Below are 13,972 nucleotides of genomic sequence, written 5' to 3'. Positions count from 1 at the left end.
GATTATTTATCGCCCGCTTTATTTACGCGCCCTTGCCTTGACAGGAAAAGCCAGGTTAAACACCTGACGCGCCAGTGGGTGCGCATCTTCTGGCAGCCAGCCTTCGTAATAGGCGGCGATGGCTTCGAGTATGTCGCGGCGGGCGAGTATGGCATTGATCTGCTCGATGACTTGCTCGCCAAACGGGCCTTTGGAACAGGCAGCATAGCCGGACAGGAAAGCCGGTTGCTCTTGCAGCGGATAGAATTTCAGATCGACAAAATCAGCGCTGTCGCGGTTATTGAGGAAATTGGCTTCATACGGGTAGCCGAGGATGAGGTTGACACGGCCCAGGACATTCATCTGGAAGAGGCTCTTTGCTGCATTCGGGGCGCTGTTCAAAAAGATATTTTTCTTGCCCTTGTAGGTTGCCAGCAGATCGTCTATCACCGCACCGTAACTGCGGCCACTTTGCACACCGACAGTGAGCACTTCATCTTCCAGCAGTTTGCTGAAATTAAGTTTATCACCCGCGACGAGGTATGGCCGCAGTTGGGCAATCTGCGCCCGCGGTATCATGGCACCGGGTGGTATCTGGGCGAAAAACGGCGTTGAGAACACCATGGTTTTTTCGCGCTCGGCATTTTTGAACAGGCCGAGGGCGCAGGCATTGTTTTCATCCCTGAGCATGAGCTCCAGGCGTTTGAGTGGCACGTTGATGAACTTGTGCTGGTAGCCTGGCAGGTTGGGAATAAGATGGCGTTGCAGGGCAAGATCAACGATGCCCTCACCCTTACCCGGTCCTTCGGGAATATACAGAGGTGGCAAGGGAAAGACATACCAGTTGATCTCGAAGGTAGCCTGACCTGCAGCCTGTATCATGCCACTGGCAAGCAGGCTGGCGATCAGGGCAGAGCCCTTGATCCACTTTCCTGCGCGCGTTGATAGATATGGAACAAGCTGCATCCACCCTCTCCCTGGTCACCGTTACACAACAACATCGTGCCAGTATGTCACATTTTGTCAGTTTGACAAAGATAGTGGAGAGGTGCTTTTGTAGGGTGCGCCATGCGCACCGTTTTTGTTCAACATGCTTCAAAGACGGTGCGCACGGCGCAGCCTGCTGTGATACCCGCGTTATGCAAAATCCCCATCTGTCGATACCGACAAGACCCGCCATTGCTGCAACTCTTGCTGGTGTTTTTCGAGGCTGGCGCCAACAATCTCTATCGCGTCTGAACCTGCCGCATAACGCAATGGTGGTTCTACCATGTTGCTGATGGTCACCACAGCAGCCCCCAGTTTGACCGGATCACCGGCTTGCTGGTGGTTGTAGCTGTCGTAGGTATTGCGACTGTTCACGCCACTGCTGGCATAGTCGGCGATGGCGTTGTCGCCATAGCGCACCGAAGTCTGGTCGAGAAAATCAGTACGGAAAAAGCCAGGTTCAACGATGGTGATGTGTATGCCAAAGCGTGCCACTTCCAGCGCCAGTGATTCTGAAAAACCTTCTATGGCAAACTTGCTGGCGCAATACACCGATGCGCTTTCAAAACCGGCGACACCACCTATCGAAGACAGGTTGAAGATATGCCCGCGTCTTTGCTCACGCATGACGGGTAAGGCAGCGCGCACCATGTTCATGCTGCCATACACATTGGTGTCGAATTGCTGGCGGATTTCTGCCGTGCTGATTTCTTCAAACAGGCCCAACTGGCCATAGCCAGCATTATTGACCAGCACATCCAGGGTGCCAAACTGTGTGCATGCTGCCTTGACGGCGGCCTGTGCCTGGACTTCATCATTGACATCAAGTGTCAATGCCAGCACCTTGTCACCATCGCTGGCGAACTGGCTTTGCAGCTTGCTGATATCGCGGCCAGTGACGACGACCTTGTCGCCAGCATCGAGTGCGGCTTTGGCGATGGCTGCGCCTATGCCACGGGTGGCACCAGTAATTAACCAGGTTTTTTGTTTCATGATCTGCCTTTCAAGGATGACCGCTGATTGCGGAAAGTCGCCATGATAGGCAGACAGCGGCATAAGCTAAATGCCGGAAACTTTCTGATTCTTGCCTAATCCTATTTCTGGCTTCATTCGGCGAGCAAAGTGCCCAGGATTATTGCTATGATGAATGCCTGTTCCTCTCTGGCCATCGATAAGCAATATATAAAAAATATATAAGCAATATATAAGAAAAAAATGCAAAACAAGGACGACATCAATCAGCAACTGGCCGCCATGGTCGCCACCATGGCGCAGCAGGAAGGCTTTACTGCATCTGCACTTGACTATGTGCATTTCATGCGTAGCGAGCAAGCCTACAGCCGCACGCCGGTGATGTATGAACCCTGCATCTGCATCATCGTGCAGGGCCGCAAGCGGGCTTATCTGGGCGATGCCATGTATGCCTATGATGCGCGGCAATACCTGGTGGTATCTGCCCCCCTGCCTTTTGAGGCGGATACCGAGGCCAGCGCCGAACAACCCATGCTGGGCATACACCTGGGCATACAGCAGGCACTGGCTGCCGAGTTGGCACTGGCGGTGCAGGAAGCGCAGCAGTTGCAAGTCGATGTGCCTGTCAACGCCACACTTACCCCCACCTTCATGTATGCCACCGAGGTGGACGATACCCTGGCAGCCGCCGTATTGCGCCTGCTACAGGCACTGGCATCACCGCTGGAAGCCAGGATACTGGCGCCTGCCATCGTGCGGGAAATTTACTTCCGCATACTCATGGGTGAACAGGGTGCAGCGATGCGGGCAGCGCTGAGCCAGGGCAGCCATTTTCACAAAATCACCCGTGCCCTGCGCAAGATCCACGATGGTTTCAGTGACAAGCTCGATGTTGACTGCCTGGCGCGCGAATCAGGCATGAGCCTGCCCGCCTTTCATCTGCATTTCAAGCAGGTCACGAGTACCACGCCTATCCAGTACATCAAGGCCATGCGCCTGCACAAGGCGCGCCTGCTGATGATACGTTCAGGCATGAATGCCTATACTGCATCAAATACCGTGGGTTATGAAAGCAGCTCGCAATTCAGCCGTGAATTCAAGCGCCTGTTTGGCCGCAGTCCGCTGGAAGAAGTCAGGCAAATGCGCAGTGTCTTGCGCATGCACGAGGGAGCTGGCTTGTCTTAATCAAAATACAAGGTAAAATAATGCTGTCCCCGAGCCTGTCTACCTTCAGCAAGGAGCCTCCCCATGGCGATCACGATAGTCAACAATACTGGCTACGAAGCGTTTCTCAGCATTAACAAAGGCGACCTTGTCATTGCGAATTGGGCGCGTACAGGGAGCAGCCACTCGCTGGAAATCCCGACCCATGTCATAGGCACTATCCTTGCCAAGGCCAACTTTCAGAACCGGGAATACGTGTCGGACAGGATGCAGTTGAACGACACCGCCGCTTATGTCGCCCAGATAGAGCAGGACCTGGAAAACAAATCTTATGTCTTGCGCGTGGTGGAAAGCGGCAGCAGTGCACCACCGTTCATGCAGTTGTACAAGACCTGTACACCGCCAGTCAGTTTCATCATTCAGATGCATGGCCTGTTCGAGCAGGAAATTACCCAGTCACGCGGCTTTATTCCCTACAATTTGCGCAGCGGGCCTGCTTATACGCTGCAAGCTGTCATCAATGGCATTACGCTGCCACCTGTGCATTTCAGTGACGAGAATGCGACGATTACAGCAGAGACGGTGCAACACGACCCTGCTGCAGGTTTTTACCGGCTGGACGTGGTTCAATCAAAAATTTGAAAGTCAGGGGGCAAACAATGAGTACATCCAACACCTGGTTTTATTGGGCCGCCCTGTCGGCGATGTTTGCAGCGATGACCGCCATTTTTGCCAAGATAGGCATACAGGGCGTTGATTCTGACCTCGCCACCCTGATCCGTACCGCCATCATCATCGTCGTGCTGTCCCTGTTTGTGGCGTATGCTGGCAAATGGGCAAACCCGCTGACGTTGTCTGGAAAAACCTGGCTGTTTCTGACGTTGTCTGGCCTGGCCACGGGTGCCTCCTGGGTATGCTATTTCCGTGCATTGAAGCTTGGTGATGCATCAAAGGTCGCGCCTGTCGATAAATTCAGCCTGGTGCTGGTGGCGGTGTTTGCGTTTGTGTTTCTGGATGAACGGCCATCCTTGCGGGAATGGACAGGGATAGGCATGGTGGCGGGCGGGGTGTTGTTGTTGGCGTTTAAGCGGTAAGGTAGTTGGGAATCTTTCTTTCGTTACCGTCCATTTGCAGGGTGCGCCGTGCGCACCATTAGCACGTAGTGGGGCCGGCCTCGCTAGGCTACGGGGTATCAGCCCAACACTTTACATTTGCAGCGTACACGTCATTTGAACGCCGAGTGTTGGGCTGATGAAGCGTAGCCCAACCTACAACACTGGAATTACGATTTTGCAGGGTGCGCCGTGCGCACCATTAGCGCACCTTGCAAGATAAACGGTGCGCACGGCGCACCCTACAAACCTGGACAAGCCATCAAGCTTCAACGAAATGCGAAGCATCCTGCCCTTACTTTAAACTCGCCTTCAATTCACTACCTGCCTGTAGCATCGCTGAGCGCACTGCCGGTACTTTGGCCAGCACATTCAACAAACCAAAATCATGGATCATGCCCTTGTAGCGTACGGTCGTGACCTTGACTCCGGCGGCGTCGAGTTTGCGGCCATAGGCTTCGCCTTCATCGCGCAGGACATCGAATTCTGCGGTTTGTATCAGGGCTGGTGGCAAGCCTTGCAGTTGCTCACTCGTCGCACGTAATGGGGATGCATAAATCTCCTGGCGTTTGGCAGCATCGGTCGTGTAATTGTCCCAGAACCATTTCATCATATTACGTGTCAGGAAATGGCTATCAGCAAACTGCTTATAGGATTCATTATTGAAGTCGGCATCTGTTACTGGCCACAACAAGATTTGTGAGCGCAGTTTGGGGCCGCCCTTGTCCTTGGCCATGAGACTGACGACTGCCGCCATATTGCCGCCTACGCTATTGCCTGCGACAGCCAGGCGGCTGCCATCGACCTGGATTTCCTTGCCATGTTCTGCGACCCATTTGGTGGCGGCATACGCCTGCTGGATGGCGACGCCATAGCCCGCTTCCGGTGAGGGTGTGTAGTTGACGAAGATGGCAACCGCGCCGGATTCTGCCACCAGGTCGCGCACCAGTCTTGCATGGGTAGGATAATCGCCAAGTACCCAGCCACCGCCGTGGAAGTACATAAAACCGGGCAAGGTTTTTTTGACGCCAGCCGGACGCACGATCGTCAGTTTGATCTCGCCCCCATCGACCTTGATGGTTTTCTCGGATACATCGGCAGCAGGCAATGTCAGCTTGACGCCTGCCTGTGCACCGACCAGTACGCCGCGTGCATCAGCCACTGGCAATTGTTCCAGCGACTTGCCGCCCCCTGCTTCCAGCGCCTGTAAGAAAGCCTGGGTAGTCGGTTCAACACCGGGGCTGCCTGCCGCAAAAGCATTGCTGATGGAGAGGCTGATGGCGGTTGCAGCGAGCAGGGATTTCAGGTGTGTCATGGTCATTTCCTTTGCATGTTATCGCAGTGTGATTACTGCGCGGTGACTACGTTGGGGTGCTACTAACTGGTTTTCTTTATTCTTGCTAAGATCTTTTTTTGAATTATCAATTTAAATAATTAACTATTAAATAGCGCACTACATATTTGCAAAACTGCTGAATGCGTAACAAACTCCCGGGCAGACAAAATCGACCATATTCAAAGCGTCAGTAGCCATCTCGTCAACATCAGCCATGTCACGTAATATTCCGTAGGAGCGGCTTTAGCCGCGAACATTCCGCCGTGTCGATTATTCAGGTTGAGCAAACATTCGCGGCCAAAGCCGCTCCTACCTCATCACTACTTAGGAGAATAAATAAGCACAAAATAATCACTAAGCACCAAGCTATTAAATAGCGCACTATTTATTTTAAATTCAGAAAATCTGCACTATGCCATCAGACATTCTTCATCAAAGCTGTCCTCAGGGCCAGTATCTCTTGCTTCAGGTCGCGCACCTCATCGGCTGAACATTCTGCGGCACACAAGACCGAGGTCGGCAAACTGGCTGCCTGCTTGCGCAAATCACTGCCAGCCCTGGTCAGTGAAATGATCACCTGGCGTTCGTCCGCTGCTGACCTGACGCGGGTGACCAGCTCCTGCGCTTCCATGCGTTTAAGCAAGGGTGTCAGCGTGGCTGAATCCAATATCAGGCGTTCACCTATGTCATTGACGGTTTGTTCATCTTGCTCCCACAAGACCATCAGCACCAGATACTGCGAATAGGTGATCCCCATTTGCTTAAGCAATTTGCGGTACAGCTTGTTCATTGCCAACGAAGTCGAATATAGGGCAAAACAAAGCTGATCACCGAGTTGCGGCGTTGCCGTTTGCTCTGTTTTTGCAGCTGATTTGGCGTTTGCGGTTTTCATGCCTTGCATTTTAAATAGCACACTATTTATTTGCAAGCTATTTTTAAAAAAATATTGAACAGGGTGCCAGGATGCGCCATGCACACCCCGGATATCTACCATTATTTATTGGCGACGCACTTGAACTCGATCTCAGCTTGCGCATCCGATGTGAAAGGCACCATGTCTTTCTGTGTTGCCTTGATGATTTCTATCGTTTTATTTTTCGAAGCACAATACTCATTGGCATCTTTCAACGCTTCCGCTTTCACCTTTGAGCCAGTAGTATCAACGCCTTTTCTTGAGTTTGAAATCATATAAGTGTCACTGCCCGTTGCTACCACACCAGACGATGATGCGCACGCGGACAAGATCAATACGGGAATCAGAAGAGATAATTTTTTCATGGGCTTGCCACATAAAGGAAGATGCACGAACCGTACACGTGCGTCTGCAATGTTTATTCGGGATGGTTCCGGCTCTTTGAATAGGCCTTGGGCGGTGACTCTACAAAATCACGGCTTGCATCATATTACATGATGTATGGCTATAAAAACATGACCATGAACTTCAAATTCCAATTTTCCGCACACATTAATTTATGCAAGCCTGACCACAGAAATTTTTCTATGTCTGCACGATACGCAAGTCCGGGCGTTTGTGTTGCACATGTTCGGTCACCAATGCACTGACCACCTGCAATTGCGACTTCACCTTATGTCCTGCGCCAGGTTTGAATCCATTACTCAGTTGCGTAAGATGACTGGCATGCTGTTCCATTAATTTTGCAGCTGTCATGGCGGTGCCGAGCAGGACAGCGTCCTTGCGGCTGGCATAGTCGAGATCACTGACGGCATGCCTGATCTGCCTGAGGTTTGCTTCCTGTTTTTTGCCTGCGGCATCGATTCCTGCCATGTGCTTATTCGCATGCTGCAAGGCGAACAGCAACTTTTCTGCATCGGCATTGTTCTGGCTGGTCAGCCTGCCAGCGCGGTCAAGGCTTTCCCATGATTCATTGAGCAGGTTCTTGATTTCATGAACGGCACAGGCAGCGCCTTGTGCAAGGCCGCGCACTTCAGATGCGACGGTGGCAACGGCACCTTCTGCCGCCTCAACAGCCTTGCCCTCTACCGTATTCCTGAGCACTGCAGTATCAAGCTGAAAAACAAGTTCATCTATCACCTGGATGTTGGTGTCCAGCTTGTCCCAGGTATGCCGCAATTCTGTCATGGCAGCCATTGCCCCGCTGCCCGCCTGCGCTTTTTTACTGGCAAGTTCGCTGGCTTCGTCAGCAAGCTGCATGGCCTGGCGCGCCTGCTCTGAACTCTGGCGTATGACCGTGCTCAAGTCCCTGGCGGCCAGGCTAATCTGCGTGTGCGAGGCGGACTGCTGATCCATGCGTGAGGACAATTGCGCATTGCTACTCTGTATTTGCACGGATGTCCTGGCAATGCTGCCAGTATGGAGATACATGTCCCCGCCGATTTTTTCCAGCCTTCTTTGCAGATGCTGCAACGAAGTCAGCAAACTGGCATCGTCATGCACATCTGGCGTGATGCTGACTGCATAATCACCATCTGCCATTTGTCTGGCTATTTGCGCTGCATAAGCAGGCTCACCGCCGAGCTGTTGGTAGATGTCATGGATGAAGAAATAAGCCAGTGCTGCGGCCAGCACCAGGCCAAGGCCGATGGCGGCCCACATCAGATTGCTTATCCTGGCATAGTCAGCCTCGGCACTGCCGTATTCTTTATTGAGTGCTTCAAGTTGCAGGGTGCGCAAGCTGTCCATGGCGCTGATGACGGCGCCCTTGAGTTTATCTGCGACCTGGTTGATTTCCCGAAGGCCGGCCATGTCTGCGGCCTGCATGGCCTTGATCGCCGGCAGGGTCACGGCATGCTCAAAGCTGAGACGTGCTGCACTGAGTTCGTCAGCTTTTTTTCTGGCATCCGTTGACATGGGGAGTGTCGCAACATCCAGCCATAACTGCTCTATGGTACGACTGTCGTGCTCGACGATATCGGCACCTGTCCTGAGTTTTCCGCTGTCCGGCTCGGCCAGCGCTGCCAGGATGGCGTGGCGGTTTGCCAATAATAATTTATCCATACTGGCGAGTTTATACAGGCCCAGGCTGCGCTCTTCATGGCTGCTTTTTAAACTGTCATGCGAGGCTTTCATCGCATACAGACCAGTCAGCCCGACCAGTAGCATGAGCGCGCTCATGCTACCCATCACCAGCATAAGTCTGGTTTTTAACTTTATCTTCATTGCCCTGCCCCGATCGCGAAACTGTATAAATAAAATAAAAAAAATTGATGATCAAATACCTTGCACGCCGAATTCTTGGCATCTTCTTATTATTTTTCAAGACCTGATGGCTGCCGGAATTCATTTACTGTATGAGATAAGAAGGTATAAGAAAATTGCCTGATGGAAAACCGAATTTAGCAATGTTTGACCGTATGCAATATGAATTCACATTCGTGGAGAATTAGCATCATCAGTATGTGCATAAACCGTCCACCACGACTTGTTCTTTCAACAAATTGGCCAGATGAAGGAGCGGGCTGGATACAAACATGCAAGGGTCTATTCAAAATTGCTGTCAAAAAGTTCTTCTTATGTGTGCTATCGAACTGTTAAGAATTGCATGAGCGCGCATGCTGTGTTCTCTACTCACGCAGAAGGACAAGATAATGATTGATACTACTTCAAGTACTTACATCCCTAGTGACCCAGTCAATGGTCATAAAGGTCCAGGCCCTGAACTGATGGGTGCCAACACGCTTACGGGTAATAATGTAGTCAATCAGGCCGATGAAAATCTGGGTGACATTAAAGAAATCATGCTGGACATGCGCACTGGCCGTGTTGCCTACGCGGTCGTGGCTTTTGGTGGCATTTTGACCATAGGTGAAAAACTGTTTGCTGTACCATGGTCAGCACTGACACTGGACACTATCAATAAACGCTTTGTCCTGAATATAGAAAAAAGCCGCTTTGAAAATGCGCCTGGTTTTGACTCTGATCAATGGCCAGATATGGCAAATCAGGCTTGGGCAGATTCCATACACAGTTATTACGGCATGACAGTGTGACTGCAAGACGAGGCACTGCATGAGCAGATCAGAAGCGTCAGGATGACGACGCTGATCCATGAACAGCAGCACTTCGTTTTTGTGGATGATGAATAAAATTGGCGCTGCAAGCTAAGGCTTTTGCAGCGCCATTTTTGTTAATAAATTACAAATTTTCATTGCAGGACTCATCGATTTCTATCTCGCGAGTTCCCTCTCCGCTTGTCTTTTTATAGTTCAAACTGGCGCTAAACATTTGTTTTCTTTGTGCGCTATCGAACTGATCACATCCACTGCCGCGCACATACTGAAAGCTCCAATGCTTTTGAAGGAAAAGATAATGATTGATATTAATTCCAACATTTATGATACAGGCCAGGGCAACAATGCGCATAAGGGGCCTGGCCCCGGTTTGATGGGTGCACGTACTCTGACAGGTGACAATGTCGTCAACCATGCTGATGAATACCTGGGTGACGTCAAAGAAATCATGCTTGATACGCATACAGGAAAGATCGCTTATGTGGTCATCGCTCACGGAGGATTGCTGGGTATAGGCGAGAAACTGTTTGCCATACCCTGGTCTGCCCTTGCGCTGGACACAGTCAATAAACGCTTCATCTTGAATATAGAGAAAGGCCATTTCGACAGTGCGCCGGGCTTTGATCCCGACCAATGGCCAGACATGGCAGACGACATTTGGGTGGATTCAGTGCATGCCCATTACATCACGAAAACATGAAGCAGTGATGAGCTAATAAGCAAGAGAACAGGAGAATGATATGGATTACACAGAAATGCAATTTGCCTTCAAGGTATATGAAAAAGCCCTCAATAAGCGCAGCCGTCATCTGATACGCACGCCGGAATCGGTACGCGAAGCAGAAGAAGCAAAATACACGCTGCAAATGGCCGTCAATGATGTGCTGGCCGAGACCCGTGAAGTTGCCAGCATGATCAGGAGCAGCAGGTATTAAATAATTGTTGAAATAACTTGCTGTCTTTAAAAGAAATAACAGTCTTTTTGTAAAGACTGTTATTTTTTTCATTGATTCTTCGTATTATTTTACAGGCTTATTTTATAAGCCTATTTTTTTGCTGCCTTGAGCAAAGCCTCACAACCGCTAGGCTGATCCGGCCCGGCACTTACCAGGGGCAGCAACGCGGCAAATGGCGTCAGCAAGGCCAGGCCTATGGCACCACCGGCACGCAAGGCCATCACGCCCTTATCGACAGACACCTGTGGATGCAAGAAAGAGCCGCGTACATATAAAGGGGCGCGCAAGGAGAATACACGCAAGCCTTTGCTATTGGGTTTGATGGTCAGGTTCAAGTCTTCCTTCTGCAAATTGACACTGCCGCTGATATCGATCAAGGCTTCGTCCGTATCGATGAGAAAGCTGCGTGCATTCATTTGCCCATCGGTCACGGCAAAATCAGCAAGCATGCAATTCAGTTTGACCTGCTTGTCACCAGACAGGCGGGTCAGGATGATATTGCCTATATTCAAACCCATTTCTTCCAGCAAGAGTTTACTGACCGAGCCATGGTCTATCATGCTGCTGAGTTCACCATTTGAAGACCCGAGCAGGACAGCTACGGAATTGCCGGTGGCAGTCAGATTGCCATCGGCATTGATCTCGCCTACGGTCAGCTTCGATGCGGCCAGTGTGGGGATGAATTTTTGCAACTGTATATGTCTGGCGGTAAGCCGCATTTTCGCCCGTATGGCATGCGCCTTTGTCTCTTCACCGACCTCTTCATTTACTTTGCTCTTGGCACCGCCACTGCCATCAAGGGTAATAAATGCCTGCAATTGGCCGCCTGCGAGTTCAAAACTCAGTGGCTGCATGGTGATGACACCATCTTTTAGTAGCAACCTGGTTTGCAGTTTGTGTATCGGCAGCTCCTTCTGGCGTATCAGTTTGTTGGCGCTCAAATTGACGTCTGCATCGATACTGCGCCAGCGTTCGGTACGAAAATTTTCTACCGGCAAGATTTTATCCGTTGGTTGGACCGCAGCCATGCCGCGCTTGGCCTTGCTGGCATTGGAGTCAGCACCGACCAGCGGTGCCAGATCGGCAGATTGCAGTACTTGTGAACTCATATTGCCTTGTAACAGGGGGCGCTGTTTGTCGACCTTCCTGGTTTGGTAATCGAGGCTGCCAGCGAGGTCACTGGTACCTACCTTGCCTGTAAATTTTTCATATTTCCAATGATTGTCGATTTTGCCCAGGGTGGCACTGAGGCGGCCCGCCGTGCTGTATGCCGGCGTTTCAGGCAAAACCAAGCCTGTTAGCGGATACAGGCGCGCCATGCTGTTGCCGGTGATTTGCAATTGCATATCGACTGCGGCCAGCTCGCTGGGTTTGGTGACACTGCCTTCAACACTGACCCTGGTCTGGCCCATTTGCACTTGCGCCATGATGGGGAAAGGCTGGGTCTGGTGTTGCAGGCTCAGGATAGCCCCGGCCTTGCCGCTGCCAGTGACCGCTTCACCATATAGCTTGCCCTGGAGCTTCCAGCTGATACCGTAATTGGCTTCCGTGGCCAGGCTTTCTATATCAACATTGATGTCAGCATGGCGGATGGCATCGACATAATGCAGCTTGCCCTTGGCGAGTACCACCCTGCGCAATTCCAGCCGCCATGGCGACGCACTGGTACTTTTTTTGAAGGTCCAGTTATTGCTGCCGTCAGCAAAGCGCTGCAATGACAGGCTGCTGTCCTGAAAGCGCAGCAAGGGCACCTCAAGACGTTTGTCGAGCAGGGCCAGCGGGTTCAGCGAAAACGAGACTTCATTGATCTGTGCCATGTCTTCTTCTGCAGGTGTCACGGCGACGGGTTTTACGGTATTTTTTTCTGTGGCTTTCGCGGTAGTTTTTCCTGTGACTTTTGCCGTGGCCTTTGATGCCGCATCAGCATCATCAGTAGCATCCGGGCTATCCGGCGGCTGACCTATATGGATATCTTGCGCCTGAAGATGTGGCCACGGTATCTTGCCGCGCCATCCTGTCGCAGTCTCTGGCCCGCTGAGTTGTTTTTCCCAGCTGAGTGCAAGGTTGCCACGTATGCTGAAAGGCCGACCCATTGCTTCACTGGCGCGCTCATTGAGCCAAGGCTTGGCGCGGTTCCAGTCCATATTGAGCAGAATCACCACAGCAACGGCCAACACGACGATGATGCCAGAAAGCAGCCAGAGGCTAATACGCAATATTTTATTATTGGGTTTCATAAATGATCTTTTTTTTGCCAGCCTACAGACTACCGCAAATCTGTATGGCTCTATGTACGCCAGCGTACTGAAATCATCGCGTCACAGGCTTATAAAGTAAGCAAGGCGAAAGAATTTGCTGATAGTCGCTGTCTTTCATCTCCTTAATCAACTTAATTCAAGCTTAACTCAAGCTTAGTAACCCAAGCTTAATTTAACCGGAAAAACATCATGCATGAAATCAATAGCAATCTACGCAATGGCATGGACACCGCAGCCATCCGCGCAGCAGCCAGAAACCTTGATGACGGTGCAGTGACTGATGGCTACCAGGGCAATCGCGAAGAAATCATCGCTTTGCTCAATGGTGCGCTGGCCACTGAATTGGTCTGCGTGCTGCGCTACAAGCGCCATTACTACACTGTGTCGGGCATACACAATGGTCCCGTCAAGGCAGAATTTCTGGAGCATGCGGCAGAAGAACAGGCACATGCAGATTTGCTGGCAGAACGCATTGTCCAGTTGAATGGCAAACCCGACTTCAACCCGGCTTCACTGGCTGAGCGCAGTCATGCCGAATATGACGATACCGAAGACATCGCATCGATGATCAAAGCCAACCTCATCGCTGAACGGGTCGCCATAGAATCCTATCGCCAGATGCTGGCAAAAATCGGGGACAGCGATCCTACGACAAGGCAGATGCTGATCGGCATCATGGCGAAGGAAGAAGAACATGCAGATGACATGAGAGATCTGCTGGAGTAAAAATAGCAACAGGAACTTGGCAATAGCAATGTAACATCAGAGCAACATTAGAGCAACATCAGCAACGCTAAAGTAACAAGCTTGACAAGCAGTTTCAGAAATTGCAGTTCCCCTAAATGACACCAAGACAAAGGAAATTATCATGCTCGAATCCGACTTCAAATCTGTCAACAAAGATATCAAAGTATTGCTCAAAGACGCACAGGGTCTGTTCACTGCAGCAGCAGAACTGACTGGCGAAAAAGCGGATGAAATGCGCGCACGCGGCATGAAGATGGTCGATACCGCCATGCAGATGACACAAGATGCACAGCAATCAGTGATTGCCGCTGGCAAGCAGGTGGCTAAAACTACCGATAACTATGTCAAGGATCATCCATGGGGCACGTTGACCACCGCCGCCACTGTGGGCTTGCTGGTAGGCTTGCTGTGCAGCCGCAGATCCTGACCAGATAAGCTCTGGAGAAATTCCAGAGCTTCTAAACCTCTCAT

General features: G+C 51.2%; 15 protein-coding genes. 8 read left to right on the top strand and 7 right to left on the bottom strand.

The features are described 5' to 3' along the window. Positions 1-18 precede the first annotated feature (18 nt). Both ACO0LG_RS08150 and ACO0LG_RS08145 read right to left on the bottom strand, forming a co-directional pair. A complete protein-coding gene (locus ACO0LG_RS08150; RefSeq protein ID WP_423025126.1) occupies positions 19-945 on the bottom strand; it encodes a TIGR02285 family protein in 927 nt (308 codons plus the stop codon). Positions 946-1,116: 171 nt separating this feature from the next. Next, a complete protein-coding gene (locus ACO0LG_RS08145) occupies positions 1,117-1,959 on the bottom strand; it encodes an oxidoreductase (RefSeq protein ID WP_423025124.1) in 843 nt (280 codons plus the stop codon). A gap of 222 nt (positions 1,960-2,181) precedes the next feature. On the opposite strand from ACO0LG_RS08145, the gene ACO0LG_RS08140 reads away from it, so the two are divergent. The 3 genes from ACO0LG_RS08140 to ACO0LG_RS08130 all read left to right on the top strand — a co-directional run bounded on the left by ACO0LG_RS08140 (position 2,182) and on the right by ACO0LG_RS08130 (position 4,196). Then, a complete protein-coding gene (locus ACO0LG_RS08140) occupies positions 2,182-3,123 on the top strand; it encodes an AraC family transcriptional regulator (protein ID WP_423025122.1) in 942 nt (313 codons plus the stop codon). A gap of 63 nt (positions 3,124-3,186) precedes the next feature. Continuing rightward, positions 3,187-3,744: a hypothetical protein gene (locus ACO0LG_RS08135; protein ID WP_423025118.1), complete on the top strand. Its 558-nt coding sequence runs from the start codon at positions 3,187-3,189 to the stop codon at positions 3,742-3,744. A 17-nt stretch (positions 3,745-3,761) separates the two neighbouring features. After that, positions 3,762-4,196: an EamA family transporter gene (locus ACO0LG_RS08130; RefSeq protein ID WP_423025116.1), complete on the top strand. Its 435-nt coding sequence runs from the start codon at positions 3,762-3,764 to the stop codon at positions 4,194-4,196. 313 nt (positions 4,197-4,509) lie between these two features. Here the strand turns inward: ACO0LG_RS08130 and ACO0LG_RS08125 are convergent, their stop codons facing one another. The 4 genes from ACO0LG_RS08125 to ACO0LG_RS08110 all read right to left on the bottom strand — a co-directional run bounded on the left by ACO0LG_RS08125 (position 4,510) and on the right by ACO0LG_RS08110 (position 8,689). After that, complete coding sequence (locus ACO0LG_RS08125) at positions 4,510-5,529, bottom strand: alpha/beta hydrolase (RefSeq protein ID WP_423025114.1); 1,020 nt, start codon at positions 5,527-5,529, stop codon at positions 4,510-4,512. 439 nt (positions 5,530-5,968) lie between these two features. Beyond that, positions 5,969-6,442, bottom strand: a complete 474-nt coding sequence (locus tag ACO0LG_RS08120; RefSeq protein ID WP_423025112.1) for a MarR family winged helix-turn-helix transcriptional regulator — start codon at positions 6,440-6,442, stop codon at positions 5,969-5,971. A gap of 101 nt (positions 6,443-6,543) precedes the next feature. Beyond that, a complete protein-coding gene (locus tag ACO0LG_RS08115; protein WP_423025110.1) occupies positions 6,544-6,828 on the bottom strand; it encodes a hypothetical protein in 285 nt (94 codons plus the stop codon). A gap of 220 nt (positions 6,829-7,048) precedes the next feature. Beyond that, entirely contained in the window at positions 7,049-8,689 is a 1,641-nt protein-coding gene (locus ACO0LG_RS08110) for a Tar ligand binding domain-containing protein (protein ID WP_423025108.1), read from the bottom strand. Between the two features lie 428 nt (positions 8,690-9,117). On the opposite strand from ACO0LG_RS08110, the gene ACO0LG_RS08105 reads away from it, so the two are divergent. From ACO0LG_RS08105 to ACO0LG_RS08095, 3 genes are all read left to right on the top strand, one after another. Beyond that, positions 9,118-9,519, top strand: coding sequence for a PRC-barrel domain-containing protein (locus ACO0LG_RS08105; protein WP_423025106.1), 402 nt, complete (start codon positions 9,118-9,120; stop codon positions 9,517-9,519). A 319-nt stretch (positions 9,520-9,838) separates the two neighbouring features. Then, positions 9,839-10,240, top strand: a complete 402-nt coding sequence (locus ACO0LG_RS08100; RefSeq protein ID WP_423025104.1) for a PRC-barrel domain-containing protein — start codon at positions 9,839-9,841, stop codon at positions 10,238-10,240. 40 nt (positions 10,241-10,280) lie between these two features. Beyond that, a complete protein-coding gene (locus ACO0LG_RS08095) occupies positions 10,281-10,475 on the top strand; it encodes a hypothetical protein (protein WP_422952967.1) in 195 nt (64 codons plus the stop codon). 110 nt (positions 10,476-10,585) lie between these two features. Here the strand turns inward: ACO0LG_RS08095 and ACO0LG_RS08090 are convergent, their stop codons facing one another. Continuing rightward, on the bottom strand, positions 10,586-12,733 hold the full coding sequence (locus ACO0LG_RS08090; RefSeq protein WP_423025102.1) for an AsmA family protein: 2,148 nt from the start codon (positions 12,731-12,733) through the stop codon (positions 10,586-10,588). A 210-nt stretch (positions 12,734-12,943) separates the two neighbouring features. On the opposite strand from ACO0LG_RS08090, the gene ACO0LG_RS08085 reads away from it, so the two are divergent. Continuing rightward, positions 12,944-13,480: a ferritin-like domain-containing protein gene (locus tag ACO0LG_RS08085; protein ID WP_423025100.1), complete on the top strand. Its 537-nt coding sequence runs from the start codon at positions 12,944-12,946 to the stop codon at positions 13,478-13,480. Positions 13,481-13,622: 142 nt separating this feature from the next. After that, the gene (locus tag ACO0LG_RS08080; protein WP_423025098.1) at positions 13,623-13,928 is read left to right on the top strand and encodes a DUF883 family protein; all 306 of its coding nucleotides are present in this window, start codon (positions 13,623-13,625) and stop codon (positions 13,926-13,928) included. The last annotated feature ends 44 nt before the right edge of the window (positions 13,929-13,972 follow it).

Source organism: Undibacterium sp. Ji42W (assembly GCF_049340405.1).
Classification (GTDB): Bacteria; Pseudomonadota; Gammaproteobacteria; order Burkholderiales; family Burkholderiaceae_D; genus Undibacterium.
Note: the sequence above shows the minus strand (reverse complement) of the source record. Positions and strands in the feature narration are given on the sequence as shown.

Excerpts from the sequence above, each read along its gene's own strand:
- ACO0LG_RS08150 (WP_423025126.1), bottom strand. The coding sequence starts at position 945 with ATGCAGCTTGTTCCATATCTATCAACGCGCGCAGGAAAGTGGATCAAG.
- ACO0LG_RS08145 (WP_423025124.1), bottom strand. The coding sequence starts at position 1,959 with ATGAAACAAAAAACCTGGTTAATTACTGGTGCCACCCGTGGCATAGGC.
- ACO0LG_RS08140 (WP_423025122.1), top strand. The coding sequence starts at position 2,182 with ATGCAAAACAAGGACGACATCAATCAGCAACTGGCCGCCATGGTCGCC.
- ACO0LG_RS08135 (WP_423025118.1), top strand. The coding sequence starts at position 3,187 with ATGGCGATCACGATAGTCAACAATACTGGCTACGAAGCGTTTCTCAGC.
- ACO0LG_RS08130 (WP_423025116.1), top strand. The coding sequence starts at position 3,762 with ATGAGTACATCCAACACCTGGTTTTATTGGGCCGCCCTGTCGGCGATG.
- ACO0LG_RS08125 (WP_423025114.1), bottom strand. The coding sequence starts at position 5,529 with ATGACACACCTGAAATCCCTGCTCGCTGCAACCGCCATCAGCCTCTCC.
- ACO0LG_RS08120 (WP_423025112.1), bottom strand. The coding sequence starts at position 6,442 with ATGAAAACCGCAAACGCCAAATCAGCTGCAAAAACAGAGCAAACGGCA.
- ACO0LG_RS08115 (WP_423025110.1), bottom strand. The coding sequence starts at position 6,828 with ATGAAAAAATTATCTCTTCTGATTCCCGTATTGATCTTGTCCGCGTGC.
- ACO0LG_RS08110 (WP_423025108.1), bottom strand. The coding sequence starts at position 8,689 with ATGAAGATAAAGTTAAAAACCAGACTTATGCTGGTGATGGGTAGCATG.
- ACO0LG_RS08105 (WP_423025106.1), top strand. The coding sequence starts at position 9,118 with ATGATTGATACTACTTCAAGTACTTACATCCCTAGTGACCCAGTCAAT.
- ACO0LG_RS08100 (WP_423025104.1), top strand. The coding sequence starts at position 9,839 with ATGATTGATATTAATTCCAACATTTATGATACAGGCCAGGGCAACAAT.
- ACO0LG_RS08095 (WP_422952967.1), top strand. The coding sequence starts at position 10,281 with ATGGATTACACAGAAATGCAATTTGCCTTCAAGGTATATGAAAAAGCC.
- ACO0LG_RS08090 (WP_423025102.1), bottom strand. The coding sequence starts at position 12,733 with ATGAAACCCAATAATAAAATATTGCGTATTAGCCTCTGGCTGCTTTCT.
- ACO0LG_RS08085 (WP_423025100.1), top strand. The coding sequence starts at position 12,944 with ATGCATGAAATCAATAGCAATCTACGCAATGGCATGGACACCGCAGCC.
- ACO0LG_RS08080 (WP_423025098.1), top strand. The coding sequence starts at position 13,623 with ATGCTCGAATCCGACTTCAAATCTGTCAACAAAGATATCAAAGTATTG.